The sequence below is a fragment of the Mesorhizobium sp. M7A.F.Ca.CA.003.01.2.1 genome, from assembly GCF_003998945.1.
Classification (GTDB): domain Bacteria; phylum Pseudomonadota; class Alphaproteobacteria; order Rhizobiales; family Rhizobiaceae; genus Mesorhizobium; species Mesorhizobium ciceri.
The window spans coordinates 1-2299 of the sequence record NZ_RZRA01000898.1; the positions used below are offsets into that span (position 1 = coordinate 1).

The 2299-nt window shown below is 62.1% G+C and carries 3 protein-coding genes and 1 pseudogene; 1 reads left to right on the top strand and 3 read right to left on the bottom strand.

What is annotated here, in order from left to right:
• Positions 1 to 467 (top strand): annotated as a pseudogene (locus tag EN969_RS27340) (CCA tRNA nucleotidyltransferase); the annotation flags it as partial.
• Position 468: 1 nt separating this feature from the next.
• Here the strand turns inward: EN969_RS27340 and EN969_RS27345 are convergent.
• From EN969_RS27345 to hemF, 3 genes are all read right to left on the bottom strand, one after another.
• Positions 469 to 654: a DUF1059 domain-containing protein gene (locus EN969_RS27345; RefSeq protein WP_013529972.1), complete on the bottom strand. Its 186-nt coding sequence runs from the start codon at positions 652 to 654 to the stop codon at positions 469 to 471.
• A 200-nt stretch (positions 655 to 854) separates the two neighbouring features.
• Positions 855 to 1115: a DUF1344 domain-containing protein gene (locus EN969_RS27350; protein ID WP_013529973.1), complete on the bottom strand. Its 261-nt coding sequence runs from the start codon at positions 1113 to 1115 to the stop codon at positions 855 to 857.
• 311 nt (positions 1116 to 1426) lie between these two features.
• A partial coding sequence (hemF, locus tag EN969_RS27355) for an oxygen-dependent coproporphyrinogen oxidase (protein WP_245467521.1) occupies positions 1427 to 2299 on the bottom strand: 873 nt, incomplete at its 5' end.

Below are 2299 nucleotides of genomic sequence, written 5' to 3' on the forward strand. Positions count from 1 at the left end.
GACTGGAAGCGATCGTGCCGCCCGATGCCGCTCGCATGAAGTCGCTCGCCGAGCGGCTCAAACTCTCGACCGCCGAAGCGGATCGCCTGCGCCAATGGGCGCTCGCCACCGCCGTCGAGCCGAAGACGACCGAGGGCGAACTGGCAAAAAGGCTCTATCGCGGCGACCGGCAGGGGTTTGTCGACCGTCTGCGGCTGTCGCTTGCGGCAGCCAGGATGCGCGCCGTCGAGGACAATGAGGCGCTGCTCGAAGCCGGTGGCTTTTCGCGCCTGCTTGGCTTCGCCACCAAATGGGAAAAGCCGTTGTTTCCGCTGAAAGGTGCCGATCTGACGGCGCTCGGCGCAACTCCAGGCCCGAAACTCGGCGAAATCCTCAGGAATCTCGAAGCGGAATGGGTCGAAGCCGGGTTTGCCCCTGATCGCGACGCGCTCCTCAAGCGCGCCGCCGAAGCCTTGCAGGCCGGGTAGATCAGGCCGCGTCGCGGGTCTTTTCGATGCGCGAACGGATCGCCTCGATCATCGTCTCGCGGATGACCGTCTCACCATGTGTCTCGCGCATGTGCTCGACGGCACGGCGCATGACCTCGGCTTCCTCGTCGGCACGTGTGTGCCAGTCACAGCCGGGCACGAGCGACCCGCAGTGAAATTCCTTCATGAGATTTCTCCTTTTCTCCGTGGAGCCTGGTCGAGGCTCCGGCACTTTTTTGGCCCATGTCCGGTTCCAGGGTTGAAACCGCGGACCGCGAACGGGTGAGAAGCATAACACAGATGGGGTGGTATTGGTTGCCGTCAACGGCAAAAGGGCGGAGCAGCATCGCTCCGCCCTCGTCTCGTCCCGTTTTGGCGGGCAGGCCTTCACTTGGCGATCTTGACAGCCTCGGCAATCTTTTTCTTGCCGCTCATGTCCCATGAGACACGGACCTTTTCACCGACCTGCAGGCCAGGATCCTTGAAGGTCTTGGGAAGCGTAAAAGACGATCCATCGTCGAGGACCAGGCTCATGGCCGTCGTGTCAAAGGTCTTGATCGTCCCGGTGGTGTGCTTGACGGCGGCGAACGCCACCGAACCGGAAGCGAGAAGGGCAGCGGCGGCCGCCGAAACAATGATCTTGCGCATTGCGAAGTACTCCTGGAAAGGCGGGTATCTTTTTGACGAAGATGTCCCGCGTCGTCTTGGGCCGTCCGGTCGCGTCGGGTCGCGGCTCGCTTTGTCTTGACGCAATTCCGGTCGGAAAGCCGTTTCGCACTTTCCTGAAATTGCGCGCAGGCGAACCGCCGGCGCTTCCCGACCCCGCGCCACAAATAGACCAGTCTTTTCAAGAGCCTATTAGACGAAAAAGAAATTTTTCGCCGCACCGTGTGCCACATTCCATGCCCAATTCGAGCGAATGGGACATCAATGCGGCTCACGCCGGGCTCACCATTTTGTTACGGCCAGCGGACCTCGGGCGGCAGGCTGGAGAGGATGGCGGCGACATTGCCGCCGGTCTTCAGTCCGAATATGGTGCCGCGATCGTGAAGCAGATTGAATTCGACGTAGCGGCCGCGGCGGATGAGCTGTTCGTCACGGTCGCCATCGGTCCAGTTCTCGTTGAAGTTGGCGCGCACAAGGTGGCCGTAGACGACGAGAAAAGCGCGGCCGACATCCTGGACGAAGTTGAAATCGGCATTCCAGCCGCCCTTGTCCTCACCCGAATGCAGCCAGTCGAAGAAGATGCCACCGGTGCCGCGCGGCTCGTTGCGGTGCGACAGATAGAAGTACTCGTCGCACCAGGCCTTGAATTTTGGGTAATCGGCCACCGCGACATTCTTCTCGCAAGCGAATTGCATGGCGCGGTGGAAGGCGACCGTGTCGGGGTCGTCCTGGGTGCGGCGGCGATCGAGCACCGGTGTCAGATCGGCACCGCCGCCGAACCATTGGCTGGATGTGACCACCATGCGCGTGTTCATGTGCACGGCCGGAACGTTGGGATTCCATGGGTGCGCGATCAGCGAAATGCCGGATGCCCAGAAGCGCGGGTCTTCCTCGGCACCGGGCATCTGCTTCCTGAATTCGGGTGAGAACTCGCCATGGACGGTCGATGTGTGGACGCCGACCTTTTCGAAGACGCGACCGTGCATCATCGACATGGTGCCGCCGCCGCCGCGCCCCTCGTCACGTTCCCATGGCGTCTTTTCGAAGCGGCCGGGCGACCACGAGGCCAGCGGCCCGCCAAGATCCTGCTCGATCTGCTCGAAGGTGGCGCAGATGCGTTCGCGCAGCGCCTCGAACCAGAGGCGCGCCTTCATCTTCTTCTGTTC